The sequence below is a fragment of the Filimonas lacunae genome (assembly GCF_002355595.1).
GTDB classification, from domain to species: Bacteria; Bacteroidota; Bacteroidia; order Chitinophagales; family Chitinophagaceae; genus Filimonas; species Filimonas lacunae.
The window spans coordinates 5,694,143-5,715,142 of sequence record NZ_AP017422.1 but is presented as its reverse complement, the minus strand read 5'-3'; the positions used below and the strand labels follow the sequence as shown (position 1 = coordinate 5,715,142).

Sequence of the window (21,000 nt, the reverse complement as noted above, 5' to 3'; positions counted from 1 at the left end):
TGCTATGAGATATTCAATTCAATTGTCGCTGCTGCTGTTGCTAATGTGCGCGGGTAAAACGAAGGCTCAGGTTGATCCGCATTTTTCGCAATACTATACTTATCCTGCCTGGTTAAACCCTGCACTTACCGGTGCTTTTGATGGTAGTTACCGGGTGTCGGGTATTTACCGCAACCAGTGGGGGAATCTGGGAACTCCGTTTGCCACCAGTGGTGTTTCGGGAGAATTTACTACTAATAAAAATATTAATGCCGGTGTAAGTGTACTCAGGCAAACCGCTGGCGATGGAGGGTATTCTTATACCACAGCATACGGCAATGTGGCCTATACAGGTGTTCGTTTTGGTAAGGAAGGTTTTCATCGCCTGCACCTGGGATTGCAGTTTGGTATAATTCAACGCAGGTTTGACAGGAATAAAATGACCTTCGGATCGCAGTGGAACCCCATTACCGGTTTTTCGGGTAATAACTCCGGCGAGATCCTAAATCGCACTTCTGCACTGGCATTGGATGCTGCGGCGGGTGTGATGTATTTTGATGCTACTCCAGGTAAAAAAGCCAATGTGTATGGCGGGTTTTCTGTATCGCATTTAACGCAACCGGATGATGCTTTTAGCTCTACCGGGAAAGAAAAGTTTCCGGTACGTTACACGGTGCATGCGGGTGTGCGTATTGCAGTGTCGGATGTGTTCTCTGTTACACCCAATGCTTTATACCTGAAGCAAAGATCGGCGGAAGAAAAAATGTTGGGTGCTTACGGACAGTATAAAGTGAATGAAGAAACCAGTGTAATGCTGGGTGGTAATTACCGCTTTAAGGATGCTATTTCACCTTACATCGGTTTTACTTATAACCAGTGGATGCTAGGCGCCAGCTATGATATTAACAAGTCAGATTTAGGTAAGCTGGCGGGCAGCACCAATAGTTTTGAAATTTCTTTATCTGTTATTGGTATTCGTTCCCGCAAAACGCCCGAAGTGGATTTTGTGTGTCCAAGGTTATAAACGAAGCTCTCAACATTATTATCATTTATGCAAATGGGTATGACTAAAAAATATATTATTACCGGATTGTTTTGTATAGCTGCTTCCTGGTCACAGGCACAATTTGTGTACGACTTTTTGAAGGCTGGCGATAATTATTTTGCCAAGGCAGATTATGCTTCGGCAGCCGATTATTACGAAAAATACTTACATAAAGGAAGTGGGGATAAAGCTTTACAACAAGGTTTTGATCCTTATAAGCCGCAGTTATCTGCCAATAAAAAAGATGTTGCGGTAAGTAGCCGGGAAAAGGCGGAATGGCAACTGGCCGAAAGTTATCGGTTGCTGAACTATCCTGCCAAGGCAGAAACCGCGTACAAGCAATTGCTGGAAGGTAAGGATGACAAATTCCCTTTGGCAAGTTTTCACCTGGCGGAACAATTAAGGGCTTTAGGCAAGTATGAGGAAGCGGAAGGGTTGTTTGCCAGCTTTTTGAAAACGTATACAGTTGATGATAGCTACAAGTCAGGAGCCGAGCGTGAAATAAAAAACATCCAGTTTATCCGTAAAGAATTAAGCAAGCCGGAAGTACAGTATTATACCGTGAAAGCGGCTGATGGTCTGTTAACCAGCAATGGGGCCAACTATGCTCCTGTGTGGCTGACTGCTTCTACTTTACTGTTTACCAGCACCCGCCCCGAACAAAACGACGGGCATCACGCCAACAGGTTATACCAGGCTAATTTACAGGATGCCACTGTGGCTATAGCAGATGTGCCCCAGGTAAAAACGATGGAGCAAGGTGTGGCTGCTATAACGGGTTACGGTAATGTAATGTACCTGACCCGCTGGAATGCCAAAGGCGATAAAAATGCAGCTATATATGTAAGTACCCGCCAGGGCGATAAATGGAGTGAGCCGGTAGCGTTGCCTGCAACGGTAAATCAGCCGGGTTACAGCTCGCAGCAACCCTTTGTAACTTATGATGGGCGTTACCTGTTGTTTGCCAGCAATAAACCAGGTGGTGAAGGTGGTTTTGATATCTGGTATACGGCTATTGAAGAAGCAGGGAAAGTAGGTGCTGTAATGAATGCAGGTAAGGTTGTTAATACGGCTAATGACGAACAGGCGCCTTATTATTCTATCGCTGCCCAAACGCTGGTGTTTGCTACCAATGGCCGTGTAGGCATGGGGGGCTTTGATTTATTCAGTAGTGAAGGAGCTGTTGGCAGCTTTAACGAACCGGAAAACCTGGGCTATCCGGTGAACTCGGTAAAAGATGATATTTATTTTACAACAAAGGCTACTAATGCTGATATTTTAAGTGAAGTATGGTTAAGCTCAGACAGGTCGGAAGCCTGCTGCCTGGAGTTGTTTACGATAACCAGGAAATTGCCGGAGCCTGTGGTAAAAACTCCTGAGCCTGATAAAGCACCAGAGCCGGTGAATGACCCTGTTGTGGTTGCAAAGCCAACACCTGTTATTGATTCTACAGAAGGCGGTGTACTAACTTCTGTATTATATGCGTATGATAAGTCGGAATTACTGGATGGTTCAGAAGCTTCTTTGAACAAACTGGTAGCCCTGTTACAGGCAAATCCGAATATGATTATTGAAATAGGAGGACATACGGATGGAAAAGGTGCAGATGCCTATAACCAGCGTTTGTCACTGGCTCGTGCCCAAAGTTGTGTAAACTATATTATCGGTAAAGGTATCAGTGCTGACAGGATCATTGCAAAAGGGTACGGAGCTACCAAACCAGTAGCGCCAAACACTAACCCTGATGGCAGTGATAATCCGGAGGGAAGGAAGCTGAACAGAAGAACAGAATTTACTATATTGAAGAAGTAAGAATATTACTTTACCAAAAAGGGCCGCATCATTTGATACGGCCCTTTTTGGTAAAAGATGATTTATGAGCATTATCCCATGTTATGGAATACTTTACTTACATCGTCGTCTTGCTCCAGTTTTTCAATTAATTTACTGATATCTTCTGCCTGTGCATCGGTTACCGGTACGGTAGTGCCGGGAATCCATTCCAGTTCGGCACTTAAAGGAGTAATGCCTTTATCTTCCAGCGCTTTTTGCAGGTTACCAAAATCGGTGAATGCAGAACGTAACACGATAATAGGTTCTCCGTTTTCGCCAGTGCTTTCACCCAGCTCGTCCAAACCAAAATCAATCAGTTCCAGTTCCAGGTCTTCTGCGTTTAAGCCGGCAGGAGCCAGTTTAAACACACCCATTTTTTTAAACTGGAAGCTTACGCTACCGCTGTTTCCTAAAGAGCCACCTCCTTTGTTGAAAATGGCTTTTACGTTCGCTACTGTTCTTACGTGGTTGTCTGTAGCTGTTTCTACCAGCAGGGCTACACCGTGTGGCGCATAACCTTCATACAGAATTTCATCGTAATTCTCCATTTCCTTGCCCTGAGCCCTTTTAATAGCCGCTTCTACGCGGTCTTTAGGCATGTTTACGTTTTTGGCGTTTTGGAAACAACGACGTAAAGCAGGGTTAGTAGCTGGATCGGGTCCGCCAGCTTTAACAGCAATGGCAATTTCCTTTCCTATGCGGGTAAACTGTTTCGCCATCCGGTCCCAGCGGGCAAACATGGTGGCTTTACGAACTTCAAATATCCGGCCCATATAATGTTATAAATATTTAGATAATAAGGCCCGGGACTGCCCGGGCGTGCGCAAAATTAGTATTTAACCTTCAGCCTGCAAAAGAATGGGTAAAAGAGGATTAACCGAATGCAGCTAAAAAAAAGGGGCTTGCCTGTGGCAAACCCCTTCATTATCAGTTGATAAAAGCTATGATGGCTATTTATTATGCATTGTCTGAAGAACCTTCGGTAAGGGCTTTTTGCACTTTACTATGCTTTTTGCCATAGGTGAAGTAGATTACAAAACCTATGATCAGCCATATAATCAGGCGTGCCCAGTTTTCCCAGCCTTCGGAAGCGATCATACATAAACACACAATAGCGCCCAGCGGACATACTATTTTGTATAAAGGCGTTTTGAAAGGACGTGGTAAATTAGGATCGGTTTTACGTAAAATAAGGATACCGATAGAAACCAGCACAAACGCAAATAAGGTTCCTATACTTACCATGTCACCTACAATGCTGTCGGGAACAAAGCCGGCGAAAATAGATACGAATGCAAAAAACAGTAATTGTGATTTGTAAGGCGTTCTGAATTTGGGGTGCAGCTTAGAGAACACAGGAGGAATTAAGCCGTCGGAGCTCATGGTGTAAAACACCCTGGTCTGGCCTAATAACATTACCAGGATAACAGAAGAGAATCCAGCTAAAATAGATACTGTTACCAGCTTGCCCAACCAGCCGTATCCGGTCATATACTTATTGATAGCATAAGAAACAGAAGCTTCGCCACCAGTAGTCAAAAACTCTTTAAAAGGAGCCAGACCGGTAAGTACGTGAGAGAAAAGGATGTATAAAATAGTACAGAAAGCCAGTGAAATAAGGATACCCAGCGGCATGTGCTTTTGTGGGTTTTTAGCTTCCTGTGCAGCGGTAGAAACGGCATCAAAGCCAATAAAGGCGAAGAATACGATGCTGGCGCCTCTTAAAACGCCCCACCAGCCGTGGTTAAGCGTATCGGCATAGTTGTGTACTTTACCAGTGTTCAGCACTACAGTTCCTGCATCGGCCGGAATAAGGTACGGCGTGTGGTTGGCAGGATTAATAAAGCTCCAGCCAGCGCCAATGATCAGTAAAACGATAGCCACTTTAATAATTACAATAATGTTGTTTACGATGGCCGACTCTGCTGTGCCTTTAATCAATAATAAGGATAACAGTAAAATGATGGCAATGGCCGGCAGGTTTACGATGCCGTGAACGCCTGCATCGGATATCTGAAAGGGCGAGTGGCACCATTCAAAGGGTATGGTGAACCCAAAAAAGCTTTGTAGTAAGTTGTTGAGATATTGCGACCAGCCAATTGCAACTGTGGCTGCACCAAGGGCATATTCCAGTACCAGATCCCATCCAATAATCCACGCAATCAACTCACCCATGGTAGCATAGCTGTAGGTGTAAGCGCTACCGGCAATAGGTATCATGGATGCAAATTCTGCATAACATAAACCCGCCAGGGCGCAACCTAAACCGGCTATCATAAAGGAAATGGTAACGGCGGGGCCTGCGTGACCGCCTGCTGCGGCTGCAGTTCTTACAAAGATACCCGCACCAATAATGGCTCCAATACCCAATGCAACCAGGGCTACCGGACCCAAAGTTCTTTTTAATCCCTTCTCTGAATCGGCTGCTTGCGTCATCAGGGAATGGATAGATTTTTTCGCAAATAAACTCATAACAGTAATTCGATTTTTAGCTAAACGATTTGGAAAAATAAGTCATAATCATTTTTCCCTCCAAAACTTTCTACCAGATGTGGGTATTTTTCCCCTTTCTGTTGGTGTGTGGGTAAGGCTTTTACATCATAAATGCTATATTGCGCACTTATAAAGTTCCAACATGATGAAAAAAGGTGGGCTTACTTCGTTCATTATCCTGGCGATGATTGTGGGTATAGCAGTGGGGTATGGAGTGAACTGGAGAGCGGCTGAAACGGGAAATGCACAGCTGGTTGTGACATTTTCGAAGAATATCAAGCTATTAACCACCATCTTTTTACGACTGATACAAATGGTGATTGCTCCATTGGTATTTACTACCCTGGTAGTGGGAATTGCCAAACTGGGCGATTTAAAAACCGTAGGTCGTGTAGGCGGGAAGGCCATGCTGTGGTTTGTTTCTGCTTCTCTTGTTTCCTTATTATTAGGCCTGGTGCTGGTAAACTTAACGCACCCCGGAACTTTAATCGATTTAAATGAGGTAAACCGTTTAAGCCAATCGAAAGAAACGGTAGAAGCTGCCGGCAAGGTGGTGGCCAATGCCAAAGGCTTTTCGCTGGAAGATTTTGTGTTGCATGTGTTCCCTAAAAGTGTATTTGAGGCCATGTCAACCAATGAAATATTGCATATTGTTGTGTTTGCTATATTCTTTGGTCTGGCCGCAGCAGCTATGGGCGATTATGCCAAACCGGTAATAAAAGGCCTGGATGCAGCCGCACATATAGTATTGAAAATGGTTAGCTATGTAATGTATTTTGCTCCCATTGGTGTGTTTGGTGCGCTGGCGGCTGTAGTGGCAGAGAAAGGATTGAAAGTATTTGTGTTTTATGGCTGGTACATGCTTGCTTTTTTGGGCGGCATCGTTGCTTTATGGATAGTGCTGGTGGGGGTTGGTTTTTTAATTTTAAGAAAACGGATGGTGCCTTTATTAAGGCATATCAGTAATCCATTAACTATTGCATTTACCACTACCAGCAGCGAAGCGGTGTTTCCGAAACTGACAGAAGAACTGGAGCGCTTTGGTTGTAAGAATAAAGTGGTTGCTTTTATCCTGCCATTGGGATATTCTTTTAACCTGGATGGCAGCATGATGTATATGACGTTTGCCAGTATTGCTATTGCACAGGCCAATGGCATACCACTGGATTTAGGTACCCAGCTTACCATGTTACTGGTGTTAATGCTTACCAGTAAAGGAATTGCAGGGGTGCCGCGTGCTTCTTTAGTGGTAGTAGCAGCTACCTGTGCCATGTTTAACATACCCGCTATAGGTATTGCATTAATTTTACCGATAGACCATTTCTGCGATATGTTCCGTACTGCCACCAATGTGCTGGGTAATTCACTGGCTACAGCAGTGGTAAGCAAGTGGGAAGGAGAACTGGAAGTAAATCAACAACCTTAAAAATCAATCGTACACATTTATGGAAAAAGGAATGATTCAGCAGTTTATTGAATGGATAATACACAACGGTGGTTTGTATGTAATGCTGCTGGTTATATTCGCTGAAACAGGGTTGTTCCTGGGTTTCTTTTTACCGGGCGATAGCTTGTTGTTTGCTGCGGGATTGTATATGCAGGAGCTGGCCAGCGAGTTTTTTGGTTTGCATTATGTATTCATTATCCTGATGGTAATTATTGCTTCCGTTCTGGGAAACATGTTGGGGTATTGGTTTGGTTATAAAACAGGCCCTTTGCTGTTTGAGAAAAAAGACACCCTGCTTTTCAAGAAAAAGCATTTGTTAAAGGCCAAAGAGTTTTACGAAAAATATGGCAAAGGCACTATTTTCCTTGCCAAATTTTTACCTATCATCAGAACGTTTGCGCCTATTATAGGTGGCATTGTAAAAATGGAAAGGAAAACTTTTTTCCTGTATAACGTAATAGGCAGTGTGTGTTGGGTAACTTCTATGATGCTGGGCGGACACTTTTTACAGTCGTGGGTACTGGAAAAATTCAAGTTCAGCCTGAAAGATCATATTGAAGGTATTACCCTGGCTATTATCCTGGTAACAACACTCCCTGTGTTAGTGAAAATATTGTTCAATAAAAAAACGACTACTACCGGCAATGACTAAACTGCCGGGATTGCCTGCAAAATCTTTTTAAAGATGTCGAAGAAATATACCTTAACCAGCCTGGTGGTGTGGGTGGCTGCCCTGGGCTACTTTGTTGATATTTTTGATTTGCTGCTGTTTGGAATGATCCGTACCTCCAGTTTAAAAGACATAGGTATTACAGCCAAAGAAGATATTGAACGCATGGGGCTGATGCTGGATAACTGGCAAATGATAGGGATGCTGGTGGGGGGCATTTTCTGGGGAATACTGGGCGATAAGAAAGGCCGCCTGTCTGTTTTGTTCGGTTCCATCTTAACGTATTCTATCGCCAATATTGGAAATGGGTTTGTACATGATGTATACCTGTATGCTTTACTGCGCTTTGTGGCGGGCTTTGGCCTGGCAGGCGAGCTGGGGGCTGGGGTAACATTGGTGAACGAACTGCTGGATAAAGAAAAAAGGGGTATTGGTACTGCTTTAGTGGCAGGTACAGGGATATTGGGCGCTGTGGTGGGTGGTTTTGTGGTAAAATGGGTGGGCGACTGGCGCATCTGTTATTTTATAGGTGGTGGCATGGGCATTATGTTATTGCTGTTGCGTGTGGGTATTATGGAATCTGGCATGTTTGAAACGATGAAGCAGTCGCAGGCGCAAAAAGGCGGCTTCCGCCTCATCTTCTCCAATAAAAAACGCCTGATGAAATACCTGGGAGTGGTGTTTGTAGCGGTGCCATTATGGTATGTTGTGCAGTTGTATGCCAAATACTCGCCCGAACTGGCTGATGCTATGGGGCTGCATTTTTCGGATGCCGACAGGAAAAGCGTGCCTGTAAATGCCATTATGCTTACTTACCTGGGGCTTACTTTTGGCGATTTTGCCTGTGGTTTGCTATCGCAATACATGCGCAGCCGTAAAAAGGCGATCTGGCTTTTTATGCTTACTACTATTGTAGTAATCATCGCGTTCTTTATCCTGGCACCTAAAAGTGTGTTTTTATTTTACACCGGTATTTGTGTGCTGGGCTTTTCGGTAGGGTATTGGGCTGTATTTATGAGTGTGGCGGCCGAAAGTTTTGGTACCAATATTCGCAGCACAGTAACCAATACAGCGCCTAATTTTGTGCGGGGTACGGTGGTGCTGGTAAACCTGGGGTACGAATTTTTAAAGTACAGGTTGCATTACAACTCTGTACAGGCTAATATCACCGTAGGTATTATTGTATTTGCACTGGCTATATGGGCATTGACCCGTTTGGAAGAAACATTTGGTAAAGACTTAAACTATATTGAAGAGTAGATGAAAGTATTGGTAATTCGTTTTTCCTCCATAGGCGATATTGTATTAACAACGCCGGTAATGCGTTGCCTGAAACAACAGCGGCCGGATATTACTGTGCATTATCTTACCAAAAAATCGTTCAGGGGATTAATTGATACTAATCCTTATGTAGATAAAGTGCATTTACTCAATGATGAAAACTGGGAAGCCATGATAGCAGAGCTACAGGCGGAAAAGTTTGACCTGATCGTTGACCTGCATAAAAACCTGCGTACCCTGCGTGTAAAGCGTGCTTTGCGTAAGGTTAAAAGTGTTTCGTTTAGTAAGCTGAATTTTGAAAAGTGGTTGCTCACTTCTTTTCTAAAGATAAATAAGATGCCGCCTGTGCATATAGTAGACCGTTTAGTGGATACTGTAAGGCATTTGGGAGTGGTGAATGACGGCAAGGGGCTGGATTACTTTATACCGGAAAAGGATGAAGTGAATGCTGCTGACTTACCTATGAGCCACCAGGCTGGTTACATAGGTGTAGTAATTGGTGCTGCCTTAGCTACGAAGAAAATGCCTGTAGAAAAATTAAAGGCTCTATGTGCTTCTATTCAAAAGCCTATTGTGTTAATGGGTGGCCCGGAAGACAGGCCAGAAGGAGAAGAGATTGCCAGCATTGACAGGGTGAAAATATATAACGCCTGTGGCAAATTCAATTTAAATGAGAGCGCTTGCCTGGTAAGGAATGCCAAACTGATAGTAACACATGATACAGGGTTGATGCATATAGCAGCTGCCTTTAAAAAGCCTGTTATTTCTATATGGGGTAATACGGTACCAGCCTTTGGCATGACGCCTTATTTTGGTAATGCTGCGGTGCCTTCTGCTATTTTTGAAGTGGAGGGTTTAGGTTGCCGCCCATGCAGCAAAATCGGATACAAAAAATGCCCCAAAGGGCATTTTAAGTGTATGAATAATCAAAATGTTACAGCCATTGCAACGGCTGCCGAAAAAGGATTACATCTCTAATTTTACTTTCACGAATTTAAAAGCGCCTCCTTCCACAGATACAAAGCTGGGCATGTATAAGGTGTCGCCGGTGATGAATACATTGGGAGGCAATGGTTGTGGAAACTGACCCGGAGTGCCATAAGAGAACACGGTAAATAAGGTAGAATCGTTAATGATGTTTGCTGTGCCGCCAGTGCCAATCACGTCCAGTACGCCACCATAGCTGTAGGTACTGTCTGCTAATAAAGTGAAGTTGATGTTGTCGGTAACAGGCTGCCAGGAACCAGGGCCGCCTTCTGAAACAAAGCGTGATACTGCTTGCCAGGTACCGAAGGGAGGGTGTGATGCTGTAGTTGAAACCTGCATTTTAGCATTGCTTACAGTGTTAACGAAAGGATCTGATTTGGCAGACTCTTTAGAACAGGAAGCAAGCATCAGCATCGTTAATGCTGAAAAGAGAACGAGTGTCTTTTTCATTATATATTGTTTTGTATATATGAAAAAGAAAGAGATGAAATCGTTGCAGGCAGGCATAAAAAAACCGGCTATTGCCGGTTTTCAGTTATTGATATATAGAATACTACAATGTTTTTAATACATCATTCATGCTTCTTACTGCATCTGCACTTTTATTAAATAGTGCCTGCTCTTCGGCATTCAGTTTATAATCTATAATTTTTTCCCATCCACTTTTCCCAATTACTACAGGCACCCCCAGGCAAATATCTTTTTGGCCATATTCACCTTCCAGGAGTACACAGCTGGGTATTAGTTTTTTCTCATCCCTTACAATACTTTCCACTACCGATGCAGCTGCTGCTCCTGGTGCATACCAGGCGCTGGTGCCTATCAGTTTGGTTAAGGTGGCGCCACCTACCATAGTATCTGCTACAATCTGCTGCTGGGCTTCTGCACTCAGCAGTTCTGTAACAGGAATGCTGTTCCAGGTAGCATAGCGTATTAATGGAATCATGGTAGTATCGCCGTGGCCACCAATAACGGTAGCATTTAAATCGGCCGGGCTGGCTCCCAGGTGCTGGCTCAGCTGGTATTTAAAGCGGGCGCTGTCTAATGCACCGCCCATACCAATGATGCGATTTTTAGGCAGGCCGGTGCTTTGCAGGGCCAGGTAGGTCATGGTATCCATAGGGTTGCTCACCACTATAATAATAGCATCAGGCGAGTATCTTAAAATATTTTCGGCTACGCCTTTTACAATACCTGCGTTTACGCCAATCAGTTCTTCGCGGGTCATTCCGGGTTTACGTGGCAGGCCCGAGGTAATCACTACCACATCCGAACCTGCTGTTTTAGCGTAATCGTTGGTACTGCCGGTAATGCGTGTGTCAAAACCCAACAGGGCTGCTGTTTGAGTCATATCCTGTGCCTTCCCTTCTGCAATTCCTTCTTTAATGTCCAGTAAAACCAATTCTTCACATAATTCTTTCCTGGCTATATTATCGGCGGTAGTGGCGCCTACGGCACCTGCTCCAACAACTGTAATCTTCATAATTGTTTCCTGATTTATAGTGTTAAAGGTTATGAATAAAGTTTATGGTGATAAAGGTAGGGGAAAGTTGATGCCGGACGGGAGCAATTACTTTCCATTAATTAACGGGTTCAGCTTTTCAAAGCCGGCTCCCATTTCAAATGTTTTTAGCAGTTGTCTTTTTTTATCATACACAGCAATGAATGGTGTGTATTGCACATGGTAAAAGGTAGGCAGGTAATACTGCACATCACGTCCCAAACGCACATTATCCAGGTTCGCCAGCTTGTATTTTTCGGCAAATTTTCCAATATCGGCAGGAGAGTGGAAGCTCACCATTACAAAAAAGGCACTTTTCAGTTGCTCCATATGTTTTACCAGGTCTTCGGCTTCGGTTTGACAGTGACCACACTCAGGGCTGAAATAAATAATAACAATAGGACGGTCTTTAGGTAATTGTGCATCTGTAAACCAGGTGCTGTCGCTTTGAAGAATCTGAAAAACAGGCAGTCCCGGATGTTTTTTGTATTGGGCGGTGGTGTCATATGCCTGGGCATTAACAAACGAGTGGGAAACGAATAACAGCAAAAAGGCCAGTATTATTTTTTGCATGGAAAACATATTTTGTTCAAATATCGGAATCTCCCTACTCAGAATAATGGCTTATGATGGTTTTTCCATCGTAATCCCTACTTTTGCCACGTTTTCCGGTAAGCGGAAATTAAAAAATTACAAATTCTTTTTATGGCAACTACATCAGATATCAGCCGTGGTATTATCCTGAAACTGGACGGCAGTTTATACTCAGTGGTAGAATTCGGTGAAAACAAAACTGCCCGTGCCGCAGCCAAAGTATGGGCTAAATTGAAAGGTGTGGATAACGCCCGTTCTATTGAAAAAACATGGAACAGCGGCGAAACTATTTTCCCTGTACGTGTAGAGAAGAAAGCTTTCCAGTACCTGTATAAAGATGAGTCTGGCTATAACCTGATGAACAACGAAACATTTGAGCAGATTATTCTGGGAGAAGGCATGATCGATGCTCCTCAGTTTCTGAAAGATGGCTCAGAAGTTTTTGTATTTATTAATACAGAAACCGAACTGCCTATTGGTGCAGAATTACCTGAGAAAATTGTGGTTCAGGTTACTTATTGCGAACCAGGTTTAAGAGGAGATACTGCTACCCGTGCTACCAAACCAGCTACTATCGAAACCGGTGCTACCGTTAACGTGCCTTTATTTGTAAACGAAGGTGAAGTTATCCGTATTAACACCAAAACCGGTGAATACGTAGAAAGAGTAAAAGACTAATTAATTAGTTATAATAATAAAATCCCGCGGGGGCGCGGGATTTTGCTTTACCGGAAATAAGGGGAAAAAAGCTTGTTTTATGTGAAAAATGGCTATTTTGCCACCCCTTTTGGCTAAAAATCTTAATAATACAAAGAAACCCCAAAAAAGAGCATATGGACTTCAAACAGGTTCAGGAACTGATAAAGATCATTAACAAGAGCAATATCGGTGAACTGACTATCGAGGAAAAGGATTTCAAGATTACCATCAAGCAAAAAGAAGACCAGGTACAAACTGTGTATGCTGCTCCTTCTGCGCCAGTTTACACTGCTGCACTGCAGGCTCCACAGGCTGTTGCTTTGCCAGCTGCCGGTGCTGCTGCACCTGCTGGTGATGCTCCTGCTGCTAAAGCAGATAATCTGATTACTATTAAAAGCCCGATGATCGGTACCTTCTACCGTCGTGCTTCTCCTGACAAACCTTTATTTGTGGAGGTGGGTTCCGAAATCGCTCCTGGTAAAACAGTATGTATTATTGAAGCGATGAAGCTTTTCAATGAAATTGAAAGCGAAGTGAGTGGTAAAATTGTAAAAGTGCTTGTGGAAGACGCAAGTCCTGTTGAATTTGATCAGCCATTATTCCTGGTAGAACCAGCTTAATAAAAAGTCATTAAGTCATTGGTAATGTATTCATTTTACGATGAATAGATTACTGATGGCTTATTTTTTTGACTCACCCATAGACGTTCTGATTAAACTACTAAAGTAAATGTTTAAAAAAGTTCTTATAGCCAATCGCGGAGAGATAGCATTACGGGTTATCCGTACCTGTCGTGAAATGGGCATTAAAACCGTGGCTGTATACTCTACTGCGGATAAAGACAGCCTGCATGTAAAATTTGCAGATGAAGCTGTTTGTATCGGCAAGCCCCCCAGCAGTGAATCTTATCTGAACATTCCTCATATTATGGCAGCTGCAGAAATTACCAATGCAGATGCTATTCACCCTGGATACGGATTTTTAGCAGAAAATGCCAAGTTTGCCCAGATCTGTGGTGGACATGGTATTAAGTTTATCGGACCCACCCCTGAGATGATCAACAAAATGGGTGACAAGATCACTGCTAAAGATACCATGATTAAAGCTGGCGTACCTGTTATTCCAGGTAGCGATGGTTTGTTGCAAAGTGTAGACGAAGCAAAACACCTGGCTAAAAATGTGGTAGGCTATCCTGTTATTTTAAAAGCTACTGCCGGTGGTGGTGGTAAAGGTATGCGTGTAGTTTGGGAAGAAAGCGAACTGGAAAAAGCATACAATACTGCTAAAGCAGAAGCTGCAGCAGCTTTTAAAAACGATGGTATTTACATGGAGAAATTCGTGGAAGAACCTCGTCACATCGAAATTCAGGTTGCGGGCGACAGATATGGCAGAGTATGTCATTTAAGCGAACGCGACTGTTCTATACAGCGTCGTCACCAGAAACTGGTAGAAGAATCCCCTTCTCCGTTTATGACTCCGGAACTGCGCCAGAAAATGGGTGAAGCAGCTATTAAGGCAGCGGCAGCCATTAACTATGAAAGCGTAGGTACCATTGAATTCCTGGTTGATAAGCACCGCAATTTCTACTTCATGGAAATGAACACACGTATCCAGGTAGAGCATTGCGTAACCGAAGAGGTAATTAACTTTGACCTGATTAAGGAGCAATTGAAAATTGCTATGGGTGAAGAAATTTCCGGTAAAAACTACGAACCTCAGATGCACGCCATCGAGTGCCGTATCAACGCGGAAGATCCTTACAACGATTTCCGTCCTTCACCAGGAAAAATCACCGTATTGCACACCCCGGGTGGGCATGGTGTAAGGGTAGATAGCCATGTGTATGCAGGTTATGTAATTCCTCCTTATTACGATTCCATGATTGGTAAACTGATTACCGTTGCCCGTACACGCGACGAAGCCATTAGCACCATGTACCGTGCATTAAGTGAGTATGTAATTGAAGGTGTAAAAACCACCATTCCTTTTCACTTACAGTTAATGCAGAACGAAGATTTCAGAAGCGGTAATTTCAATACTAAGTTCCTGGAAAGCTTCCAGATGAAATAGTAGCGGTTCACCGTTTTAAATATTCTCTTAACATAAAGGCTGTACATCTGTTACAGCCTTTTGTTATTATTGCTTGTAAACGTTTCATCATCCCGAACTTGTAATGGAAAACGATATCATACTTCAGATAGGCAACCGCATCCGCGAAAAACGGAAAGAGGGAAATGTAACGCTGCAGGAACTGGCAGATAGTGCAGGGGTGAGCAAAGGATTGATATCCCAGATTGAAAACAACCGCACAGTGCCCTCCCTGCCGGTGCTACTGAATATTATAAAGGCCCTGCAGGTGGATTTGAATGCGTTTTTTGACAACCTGGATGCAGGTAAGGATAATGAACCGGTATTGATTAAAGCAGGTGAAGGAAAGGCCATTAAAAAGGAGTATTCCAATGGATCGCACTACCACCGTATTATCTCGTTCCGGCATAATGGCCGCCTGGTAGATGTGGTATTATACCGCCAGGAGAAAGGGGCCCGGAGAGGAATGGTGTCTACCAACGCTATTGAGTATAATTACATGTTACGGGGTAAAATGCAATACGAAATAGAAGGGAAAACTTATATACTGGAAGAAGGAGATTCTTTTCATTACGATGCCCGAAAACCGCATCTTACCCGTTGCCTGGAAGGAAAAGATTGCCTGATGCTGGTAATTTACTTTTTTGAGGAAGAGGCCTAAACTGCTTCCTTATTTTTTGCATTGAATGTTTAGTATTAGTAAATAAAATGTTTTTAAAGGCTGTATTGTTTATAATTAGTTTATTATTTGTTAACCTGTAAAATTCCCTCCCTCCTGAAGCTGCTGCTACTTTTGTATGGCTAAGGGCTTTTTCAGCCCATACATTTCCTTACAGAATTATAACTTATTGCATTATATGTATTGTTCAGGCTTATTGAAAAACAAGCTGAAAAAGGCGCCGGTTTGGGTACTGTCGGTATATGCAGCACTATGTTCTTTTGGAGTGTACTGCTGTATGTATGCCTTTCGCAAACCATTTACAGCGGCATCGTTCAACGGCTTAACGTATTGGCATACAAGCTATAAAGTATGGCTGGTAACTGCACAGGTACTCGGTTACATGTTTAGTAAGTTTTACGGCATCCGGTTTATCAGTGCCATGCAGGCAGATAAAAGGGCGGTTTCTATTGTGCTGTTGATAACGGCGGCGTGGATTTTTTTACTGCTGTTTGCACTGGTGCCAGCCCCCTATAACATCATTTTCCTTTTTTTGAATGGGTTTCCCTTAGGGATGGTTTGGGGCCTGGTGTTTGGCTACCTGGAAGGGCGGCGCACCACGGAAGTGATGGGAGCGGTGTTGTGCGTAAACTTTATTTTATCGTCGGGCGTAGTGAAGTCGGTAGGTAAATTTCTGCTGGTAAACCATTATGTATCTGATTGGTGGATGCCTTTTGTTACCGGGGCTTTGTTCTATATCCCCATGTTGCTGTTTACCTGGCTGTTAAATCATCTTCCACCACCTTCGGAAGAAGATAAGCGCCTGAGAAGTCCGCGGCAACCTATGACAGCAGGAGAACGCACAGCCTTTACCCGGCGCTTTTTACCAGGATTGATATTGATTGTTATTACCTATGTATTGCTTACAGCCCTGCGGGATTTCCGGGACAATTTTGCCAATGAAATATTTACCGAAATGGGATATGGAGGGCAACCTGCTGTATTTACTGCTACAGAGTTGCCGGTTTCGGTAATTGTGCTGGTGAGCCTGAGTCTGATGATATTGATTAAGAACAATTTCAAGGCCTTTATGGTAAACCATTTCATTATTATGGTGGGCTTTGCGTTGGCTTTACTGGCTACCTGGTTGTTTGGTGCCCATTTAATAGGACCTGTGATGTGGATGATTATAGTGGGCACAGGTTTGTATCTGAGTTATATCCCTTTTAACTGCCTGTATTTCGAGCGTATGATTGCGAGCTACCGTATTGCCGGTAATGCGGGCTTCCTCATTTACATAGCCGATTCGTTCGGTTACCTGGGAAGTGTAACGGTGTTGTTTATCAGGGAGTTTTTAGGTGTGGAATTGTCATGGACGCACTTTTTTATGTACGCTGTTTCTATCATTGGTGTAATAGGAGCAGGCGGCACCTTTCTGATGTATCTCTATTTTAAAAAGCAATATTCATCTGTAGATTCTAAAGCGAAAGCGGTATATGCATAAGAAATCGGCTATAGTTGTAGGGGCGGGCATTGTAGGACTTGCCCTGGCCCGTAGTTTAAGTGAAAAGGGCTATGTCGTAACAGTCTTTGAGCGAAGTGCCAAAGCGGTGGGCGCTTCTGTAAGAAACTTTGGTATGGTATGGCCTGTTGGTCAGCCTGATGGCCATTTATATGAACGTGCTTTGCGCAGCAGGGCTATCTGGAAAGAAGTATGTGAGGGGGCTGGTTTGTGGCTGGAAGAAGCGGGTAGCTTACATCTTGCTTATGATGCACTGGAATTGCAGGTGATGGAGGAATTTGCTGCTGCCGGTAAAGGCGTGCGTCCGGTGGAATTGCTTTCTGCTGCTGCCACTACGGCATTATCTCCCGCAGTCAATGGTAATGGGCTTAAAGCTGGTTTGTGGAGCAGGGATGAAGTAATTATAGAATCGAGAGTGGCTATTGAAAAACTGCCTGGGTATTTACAGGAGCGTTATGGTGTGCAGTTTTATTTTGGTATAGCCGTAACAGTAGTACAGGCAAACATGGTGGTAGCAGGTGGCAAAACCTGGCAGGCCGATGAAATTTTTATTGCCAGTGGCGCTGATTTTGAAACTTTATATCCCGAAATATTTACAGCTAACCATTTTACCAAATGTAAACTACAGATGATGCGCCTGGCGGCTCAGCCGGATCAGTGGCGTATTGGTCCCTCTTTATGTGGCAGCCTTTCTATGGTGCATTATAAAAGTTTTGCTTCGGCACCATCATTGAACTTGTTGAAGAAACATTACGAGCAAACGATGCCGGAATACCTGCAATGGGGTATTCATGTAATGGTGTCTCAGAACGGGACCAGTGAGCTAACCATAGGCGATAGTCATGAATACGGCGACGTACACGATCCTTTTGATAAACAGCATATCAATGATCTTATCCTGGCATACCTGCGCCAATTTGCGCAGTTTAAAAACTGGGAGTTGCTACAGAGCTGGCACGGTATCTATGCCAAGCGAACAAACGGAGAAACGGATTTTGTGTATGAGGCAGAGCCGGGAATTACTATTGTAAATGGAATGGGAGGAAACGGTATGACATTATCGTTTGGCCTGGCCGAGGAAGTGGTAAGGCATAAGTAAAATGCTAATATGTGTGCATTAATAATCTTATAGCGGTATTTTTTAGGATAAATGCTACTGTGGGGATGATCCTTACAGTAGCTAAACTCATCGCCACAGTAGTGGGGATGATCCCCACTGACCGTTAACACATTAAAAAAATCCCCATAAAGCTGGCAAGCTCTATGGGGATTCTCCTTTTTGAAGCTGTATTATACTACAGCATTCATGCGTGCATTCGTTATTGTTGCGCCGGTGGGGGGCCATCCTGACCACCACGATTGCCACCACGACCGCCGCCGCCAGGACCACCCGGACCTCTGCGACCTCTGTTACGTTCCTGGTAAGCTTCAAACTTAGCCAGTTCGTCGTCTGTTAAAACTGTTTTCAGCTTTTTCTTCTGCTCTTCGTTCAGTTCTTTCAGTTTGGCTTGCTTGGCATCTTTGTCCAGCGACTGATCCATGAAAATTTCCCTTTGCTTAGGCATAAACTCTTCCTGAATGGCTACCACCTTGTCGGCTTTATCGTCAGAGAGCTGTAAGCTGTCTTTCAAACGCTGTTTCTGCATTTGTTTAAAGCGTGCTGCCCTGTCGCCATCCTGAGCCTGCGATTGTACAGTGGTCATTAATGCTATGGCCAGCACCAGACCTGCGATGATCTTTTTCATAAACTTTGTTTTTGTAATAATGCAGTGGTTACTGCTGATTAAAAATACCGGTTTCTTAAATCTACTATTCCTTTCGTATATCCAATTTCGGTGAATGCAGATGCTTTATGGGTGTAACAAAAAAGCCGTTCCACACGATGGTGGAACGGCTTTTTTAATCTAAAACCGGTTATGTGCGTAATTAGCGCAACAATAACATTTCGCGATATTTTGGTAAAGTCCATTCTTCGTCGCTTACCAGGTGCTCTAATTTGTCTACATGGTAACGGATTTCATCGAAGTATGGCGCTTTTACTTCTGCTTCGTAAGCGATAGCTTTTTCACGTGTATTAGTCAGATTGTTGACTTTTTTACGTGCTTCTACCATTTCATCTACTTTAGTGTAGATAATAGCGATGCGCTCAGAAATTTCTTTCAGCATAGCCAGTTGACTGCTATAAGCGGTTTCTGGTAAACCAGCTGCTTTCAGGCTGTTAACGTTAGTAGCCAGCGTAGTTTGATAATTGATAGCAGCAGGCAGGATGTGGTTAATAGCCAGGTCACCCATAATACGTGCTTCAATCTGAACTTTCTTCAGGTAGTTTTCCAGTTCAATTTCATGACGTGCTTCCAGCTCAGAATGAGAGTAAACACCACATGATTCGTACAGGTGTTTCGCTTTTTCTGTAACCATAGCGTCCAGAGCCAGCGGAGTAGTTTTTACGTTTTGCAGGCCACGCTTTTCAGCTTCTTTAGCCCACTCGTCGCTATAACCATCACCTTCAAACAGTACAGCCTTGCTTTCTACAATGTACTTCTGAATAACGTGCATGATAGCGATTTCTTTCTTGTCGCCTTTTTCAATCAAAGCATCCACATCTTTCTTGAATGTTTTGAGTGTTTCAGCCATAATAGTGTTCAACACTGTCATAGCGCTGGCGCAGTTGGCAGAAGAACCTACGGCACGGAACTCGAATTTGTTACCAGTGAAAGCAAAAGGTGAAGTTCTGTTACGGTCGGTATTGTCCAGTAACAGTTCTGGAATGCTGCGGTGCAGATCCAGTTTCAGTATTGCTTCGTCTTGCTCGTCGAATTTCTCTCCTACTCTTGATTCGATATCGCTCAGCACTTTAGCCAGGTATTGACCGGCAAATACAGAGATGATAGCAGGAGGTGCTTCGTTAGCGCCTAAGCGGTGATCGTTACCGGCAGAAGCGATACAAGCTCTTAATAAATCAGCATAATCATGTACAGCCTTGATGGTGTTAACAAAGAATGTTAAGAACATCAGGTTGGTTTTAGGCGTTTTGCCCGGAGCCAGCAGGTTTACACCTGTGTCGGTAGCCAAAGACCAGTTGTTGTGTTTGCCGCTACCGTTGATGCCTGCAAATGGCTTCTCGTGCAGTAATACACGCAGTTTATGACGTTTAGCAACACGGCTCATGATGTCCATCAACAATACGTTGTGGTCAACAGCAATGTTCACTTCTTCGAAGATAGGCGCACACTCGAACTGAGCAGGAGCTACTTCGTTGTGACGGGTTCTTAAAGGAATACCCAGTTTGTAAGATTCTTCTTCAAAATCGCGCATGAAAGCGTACACTCTTTCAGGAATAGAACCGAAGTAGTGATCTTCCAGTTGCTGACCTTTGGCAGGAGAAGCACCGAATACGGTACGGCCACACTGAACCAGGTCGGGACGTGCGTTTGCTAACGCTTCGTCAATTACAAAGTACTCTTGTTCCCAACCCAGGGTAGGAGTTACTTTGGTTACGTTTTTATCGAAATAGTTACAAACTTCAACAGCAGATTTGTTGATAGCTTCCAAAGCTTTCAGCAATGGACCTTTGTAATCTAACAGTTCACCGGTATAAGAAACGAAAAGGGTAGGAACACATAATGTTTTACCAGAACCGATCTCCATGATGAATGCAGGAGAAGAAGGATCCCATGCAGTATAACCGCGTGCTTCGAAAGTAGCACGTAAGCCACCACTAGGGAAAGAAGATGCGTCAGGCTCTTGCTGAATTAACGCGCCGCCGTCGAATTCTTCAATAGCAGTACCATCACCTTTCAGGGTAAAGAAGGAATCATGTTTCTCTGCAGTAGTTCCTGTTAAAGGCTGAAACCAGTGTGTGTAGTGGGTAACACCTTTACTTTCTGCCCATGCCTTAATGCCATTAGCAATCTGGTTGGCTACAGTACGTTCAATTTTTTTACTTCCTTTAATGCTTGCAACTAAGCTTTTATAAGCTTCATCACTTAAAAACGAGCGGGCTGTTTTAAGGGTAAAAACATTTTCGCCAAAAATGGTAGTTATTTTGGTAGTACTGGCTACAGAAACCTCCTTAGAGTCCTTAGTAAGGTCATTGATCGCCTGAAATCGTAATGACATAAGTGTTTAAATTTTTTCGTTTGACAAAACAAAGACAATTTGAAAGAAATAACAATTTCCCGTAGTAAAAATGAGAAAAAAAAG

The 21,000-nt window shown here is 43.6% G+C and carries 19 protein-coding genes; 12 read left to right on the top strand and 7 right to left on the bottom strand.

Features of this window, described 5'->3' with window-relative positions:
• Positions 1 to 4 precede the first annotated feature (4 nt).
• Positions 5 to 1,003 (top strand): PorP/SprF family type IX secretion system membrane protein, encoded by a 999-nt coding sequence (locus FLA_RS22580; protein ID WP_076374603.1) that lies wholly within the window; start codon positions 5 to 7, stop codon positions 1,001 to 1,003.
• A 39-nt stretch (positions 1,004 to 1,042) separates the two neighbouring features.
• Positions 1,043 to 2,836: an OmpA family protein gene (locus FLA_RS22575; RefSeq protein WP_076374601.1), complete on the top strand. Its 1,794-nt coding sequence runs from the start codon at positions 1,043 to 1,045 to the stop codon at positions 2,834 to 2,836.
• Positions 2,837 to 2,907: 71 nt separating this feature from the next.
• Here FLA_RS22575 and FLA_RS22570 read toward each other — a convergent pair whose 3' ends face one another.
• Positions 2,908 to 3,630: a YebC/PmpR family DNA-binding transcriptional regulator gene (locus tag FLA_RS22570; RefSeq protein WP_076374599.1), complete on the bottom strand. Its 723-nt coding sequence runs from the start codon at positions 3,628 to 3,630 to the stop codon at positions 2,908 to 2,910.
• 184 nt (positions 3,631 to 3,814) lie between these two features.
• Positions 3,815 to 5,329: an amino acid permease gene (locus FLA_RS22565; RefSeq protein ID WP_076374597.1), complete on the bottom strand. Its 1,515-nt coding sequence runs from the start codon at positions 5,327 to 5,329 to the stop codon at positions 3,815 to 3,817.
• A 163-nt stretch (positions 5,330 to 5,492) separates the two neighbouring features.
• Between FLA_RS22565 and FLA_RS22560 the strand changes: the two genes are divergently transcribed.
• The 4 genes from FLA_RS22560 to FLA_RS22545 are packed head-to-tail and all read left to right on the top strand — an operon-like array spanning position 5,493 to position 9,726.
• Positions 5,493 to 6,776: a dicarboxylate/amino acid:cation symporter gene (locus FLA_RS22560; protein WP_076374595.1), complete on the top strand. Its 1,284-nt coding sequence runs from the start codon at positions 5,493 to 5,495 to the stop codon at positions 6,774 to 6,776.
• 19 nt (positions 6,777 to 6,795) lie between these two features.
• Positions 6,796 to 7,449, top strand: coding sequence for a DedA family protein (locus tag FLA_RS22555; protein ID WP_076374593.1), 654 nt, complete (start codon positions 6,796 to 6,798; stop codon positions 7,447 to 7,449).
• A 33-nt stretch (positions 7,450 to 7,482) separates the two neighbouring features.
• Positions 7,483 to 8,727 (top strand): MFS transporter, encoded by a 1,245-nt coding sequence (locus tag FLA_RS22550; protein WP_076374591.1) that lies wholly within the window; start codon positions 7,483 to 7,485, stop codon positions 8,725 to 8,727.
• Complete coding sequence (locus FLA_RS22545; protein WP_076374589.1) at positions 8,728 to 9,726, top strand: glycosyltransferase family 9 protein; 999 nt, start codon at positions 8,728 to 8,730, stop codon at positions 9,724 to 9,726.
• On the opposite strand, the gene FLA_RS22540 is transcribed toward FLA_RS22545, so the two are convergent.
• The 3 genes from FLA_RS22540 to FLA_RS22530 all read right to left on the bottom strand — a co-directional run bounded on the left by FLA_RS22540 (position 9,715) and on the right by FLA_RS22530 (position 11,809).
• Positions 9,715 to 10,185, bottom strand: coding sequence for a hypothetical protein (locus tag FLA_RS22540; protein ID WP_144263938.1), 471 nt, complete (start codon positions 10,183 to 10,185; stop codon positions 9,715 to 9,717). The genes FLA_RS22545 and FLA_RS22540 overlap by 12 nt on opposite strands.
• A 103-nt stretch (positions 10,186 to 10,288) precedes the next feature.
• Positions 10,289 to 11,218 (bottom strand): malate dehydrogenase, encoded by a 930-nt coding sequence (mdh, locus tag FLA_RS22535; protein WP_076374585.1) that lies wholly within the window; start codon positions 11,216 to 11,218, stop codon positions 10,289 to 10,291.
• An 87-nt stretch (positions 11,219 to 11,305) separates the two neighbouring features.
• Entirely contained in the window at positions 11,306 to 11,809 is a 504-nt protein-coding gene (locus FLA_RS22530; protein WP_159445037.1) for a peroxiredoxin family protein, read from the bottom strand.
• Positions 11,810 to 11,941: 132 nt separating this feature from the next.
• Between FLA_RS22530 and efp the strand changes: the two genes are divergently transcribed.
• The 6 genes from efp (at position 11,942) to FLA_RS22500 (ending at position 17,896) form a co-directional block, all read left to right on the top strand.
• Positions 11,942 to 12,508, top strand: coding sequence for an elongation factor P (gene efp / locus FLA_RS22525; protein WP_076374581.1), 567 nt, complete (start codon positions 11,942 to 11,944; stop codon positions 12,506 to 12,508).
• 155 nt (positions 12,509 to 12,663) lie between these two features.
• On the top strand, positions 12,664 to 13,149 hold the full coding sequence (accB, locus tag FLA_RS22520) for an acetyl-CoA carboxylase biotin carboxyl carrier protein (RefSeq protein ID WP_076374579.1): 486 nt from the start codon (positions 12,664 to 12,666) through the stop codon (positions 13,147 to 13,149).
• A gap of 109 nt (positions 13,150 to 13,258) precedes the next feature.
• Positions 13,259 to 14,599: an acetyl-CoA carboxylase biotin carboxylase subunit gene (gene accC / locus FLA_RS22515; RefSeq protein ID WP_076374577.1), complete on the top strand. Its 1,341-nt coding sequence runs from the start codon at positions 13,259 to 13,261 to the stop codon at positions 14,597 to 14,599.
• 103 nt (positions 14,600 to 14,702) lie between these two features.
• Positions 14,703 to 15,278, top strand: coding sequence for a helix-turn-helix domain-containing protein (locus FLA_RS22510; RefSeq protein ID WP_076374575.1), 576 nt, complete (start codon positions 14,703 to 14,705; stop codon positions 15,276 to 15,278).
• A gap of 196 nt (positions 15,279 to 15,474) precedes the next feature.
• A complete protein-coding gene (locus tag FLA_RS22505; RefSeq protein WP_076377224.1) occupies positions 15,475 to 16,779 on the top strand; it encodes a DUF5690 family protein in 1,305 nt (434 codons plus the stop codon).
• Positions 16,772 to 17,896, top strand: coding sequence for a TIGR03364 family FAD-dependent oxidoreductase (locus tag FLA_RS22500; protein ID WP_076374573.1), 1,125 nt, complete (start codon positions 16,772 to 16,774; stop codon positions 17,894 to 17,896). Before FLA_RS22505 ends, FLA_RS22500 begins: the two co-directional genes overlap by 8 nt.
• A 220-nt stretch (positions 17,897 to 18,116) precedes the next feature.
• Here the strand turns inward: FLA_RS22500 and FLA_RS22495 are convergent, their stop codons facing one another.
• Together FLA_RS22495 and FLA_RS22490 are read right to left on the bottom strand one after the other, a co-directional pair.
• On the bottom strand, positions 18,117 to 18,542 hold the full coding sequence (locus FLA_RS22495) for an EMC3/TMCO1 family protein (protein ID WP_076374571.1): 426 nt from the start codon (positions 18,540 to 18,542) through the stop codon (positions 18,117 to 18,119).
• Positions 18,543 to 18,723: 181 nt separating this feature from the next.
• Positions 18,724 to 20,916 (bottom strand): glutamine synthetase III family protein, encoded by a 2,193-nt coding sequence (locus tag FLA_RS22490; RefSeq protein ID WP_076374569.1) that lies wholly within the window; start codon positions 20,914 to 20,916, stop codon positions 18,724 to 18,726.
• Between the last annotated feature and the right edge of the window lie 84 nt (positions 20,917 to 21,000).